General features: G+C 39.5%; 2 protein-coding genes and 1 pseudogene. 1 reads left to right on the plus strand and 2 read right to left on the minus strand.

Annotation, left to right across the window (positions count from 1 at the left end):
• Positions 1-303: 303 nt before the first annotated feature.
• Complete coding sequence (locus tag WAE57_RS15720; RefSeq protein ID WP_337711294.1) at positions 304-654, minus strand: DUF3147 family protein; 351 nt, start codon at positions 652-654, stop codon at positions 304-306.
• A 197-nt stretch (positions 655-851) separates the two neighbouring features.
• Here WAE57_RS15720 and WAE57_RS15725 point away from each other — a divergent pair, with 197 nt between their 5' ends.
• The gene (locus tag WAE57_RS15725; RefSeq protein ID WP_337711295.1) at positions 852-1,388 is read left to right on the plus strand and encodes a MerR family transcriptional regulator; all 537 of its coding nucleotides are present in this window, start codon (positions 852-854) and stop codon (positions 1,386-1,388) included.
• Positions 1,389-1,500: 112 nt separating this feature from the next.
• Here WAE57_RS15725 and WAE57_RS15730 read toward each other — a convergent pair.
• Positions 1,501-2,669 (minus strand): annotated as a pseudogene (locus tag WAE57_RS15730) (helix-turn-helix domain-containing protein).
• Positions 2,670-2,763: the final 94 nt, after the last annotated feature.

Consider the following 2,763-nt stretch of genomic DNA (forward strand, 5'->3'; position numbering starts at 1 on the left):
GCTTAATCTTCAAGTTTGAAAATTAAGCCCTAATCAATACTATTTTTTGAATGCTTTTCCTACTTGATGGGGGCAATCATAGAAGAGGGAATAAAAACGCCCGAGTTTGGTATACACAATTTCCCAATGATGCTTATTCATATCATGTCGTTACACTTTCAATTACCTAAAGAGTGGACACATTGAAAAATCTACTGATCTCTACAAGGTTTTTGATCATCCCTAATGTTGTTGGTTTTAGTGAAATGAACATTTCCGTAAAAAGGATTCATCCTGATTCAATCTGAGTAATCGTTTCATTCTTTACATTAAATCAATACCGAAATGGTGCAAGATAGCGGCCCATGCCAGGAAAATAACCAGGGTCATTACACAACAAAGGGCTAGAGCTGGCCAAAATCCATAACGCTGATACAGCAGGGGAAATGCTAAAAACATCGGTAAGGTCGGCACCACATACCAAAAAGTGTACCAAGCATGATTTGAAATTTTCTGTGGATCTTGATGCTCAAGTTTCATCCATATCAGCACCAGTACCGTTACAATGGGTAAGGCTGCGATCAACCCGCCTAAACGGTCACTACGTTTGGCCACTTCTGAAATAAGTATCACTATCCCAGCTGTGAGCGCATACTTAGCAATAAGCCAGACCATGTGCATTTCCTAAAATTAATCAAAATTTTATTTTATAGCGGATTGAAATCAGTTACATATTTTATTTCATCGATAACTGAGGAGCGATAATGAGCTGTCAGCCTAAAATAGAAATGACTGTGCTTTGGGTATCCTTAATTTATGAAATAAATCATTTTTCCGGATTGACCTGTCTATAAGTAAAGGGTTTACCTTCATTGAACAATGAACGAATGACAAAAAATATGCTTACTGTATCCCGCTTAGCTAAAAGTCTCAATTTATCGAGAAGCACCGTTCTTTATTATGAGAAACAGGGTTTATTAAAACCCAGATTTATAGCTGAAAATGGTTACAGATGGTACGGTGAAAGTGAAATCGAACGACTGAAAAGTATAGTCTCTTATCGCGCTTACGGACTATCAATTTCAGATATCTGCTTGCTTTTAGAACCGTGTAGCATATCCCAAGGTCAAATCTTGGAAAATCATTTTAGGACATTGGAGAAAGAGATTAATAACTTAAGGGTTCAGCAAAAAGCCATCATTGAGTTGTTAAAAAAATCAATTTTATTAAAGGAAAAGTTCATGAATAAAGCGAAATGGGTAGAAATTATGACTGCGGCTGGTTTATCAAAAGAAGATATGATGAAGTGGCATCAAAAATTTGAAGAAATGGAGCCTGAAGAGCATCAGAAATTTTTAGAGTCACTAGGAATTTCACCAGAGGAAATTTCACAAATTCGCAACCTCTAGCATTTCCTTTCTTGAGTCTAATCTCACAATATTTAACATAATTGTGCTTATACGAAATTCGATTGTTATTCACCAATTAAAATGTCTATGCGATAAACCAAATAGAAATGTCCTATACCGACATTTCCAATTCAAGCACAGGATTCAGATTTCGTTGTTGAATTGCTGTTTTCTGTGCACGTCTGCTTGGCATCTTTTGGGAACGATTGCGTTTGTTTTGTTGTTCCAGTTCTTCATGCTGTTGTTGAATATGATTGAGAACAGCACCCAACCGTTTATTCTCAACAATCTCGCGCTGGTTGAGCTGACTTAACTTATCGAAGATACTGTAATTGATCTTCCGGCCTTCATGCATGAGGGCCACAGTACCATCCGGGTATTCTAGAAATTCAAGATACTTACCGGTTAGCCTCTGATTTTCTGCTGTATTCTTTAGGAGATATACGCATTTATCATAAGTAATCATCAGGCTATTCGTGACCCTGCGGGATTCACGCCAGGTAAAAATATCATCTAACTCCTCGGCTGTTTCAGTGACAGAGTGGTTTAAGTTCTTAAGATTAAAGGCCATCTTTGCAAACTTGAGATTGAACTGCTCAATAAAGCAGGGCAGCCAGGTATTGGCTTCTGCAATCGAACAAATGCCTGCCAGGCGCATCTCCTTAATCAGATGATCCTGAAGTGTTCTATTCGCTCGTTCAACACGTCCTTATACAAGCGTGTTGAAATCATATAGTCAAAGGATGATTCCGACTCACAGAAGCGTAAATGCTGCAATTTTCCTGTGGCATCATCGATAAACACCAGCAAACAGCATTTAGGTGCTCGTCCTTCAAACCAGTCATGATGTGAGCCATCAATTTGGATCAGCTCACCATAACAATCCCGGTTGTAACGAGGCTGATACGGGCGTTTCAGGCGCTTGGAGCGAGGAATCCACAGATCTGCTGCAATCATCCAGGAACGTAATGTTTCCACTGAAACATCGAATCCATGAATAGTGGTGAGCTTTTCATGCGCTAAAGTGGGTCCGAAACCATGCAGTTGATCAGCAACAATGTTGAGGCACTTGAGCCTGAGCTCTTCAGGAATCTTGGAATTGCTGGTTTGGCCACGTGCAGCATGGGCTAATGCAGCTGGACCTTGAGCTTTGTATTTTTGCAATAAACGCCTGATCTGACGTTCTGAAATATGAAGTAGCTGAGCAGCCTGGGATTGAGTTATGCGTTGATCGCAGATTTCTTGCAAGACCGACAATCGTTTAAGTTCTTTATCCGACATAGACACCAACATATCAAACAGTCCGCTTCGATAATCGCAAAAGCGCATATTCTAAAGAGGACATTTTTACTTTGGAGAAACCGGACATTTCTAT

The sequence above is a fragment of the Acinetobacter sp. NS-4 genome, from assembly GCF_037402435.1.
In the GTDB taxonomy this organism is placed as follows: Bacteria; Pseudomonadota; Gammaproteobacteria; order Pseudomonadales; family Moraxellaceae; genus Acinetobacter.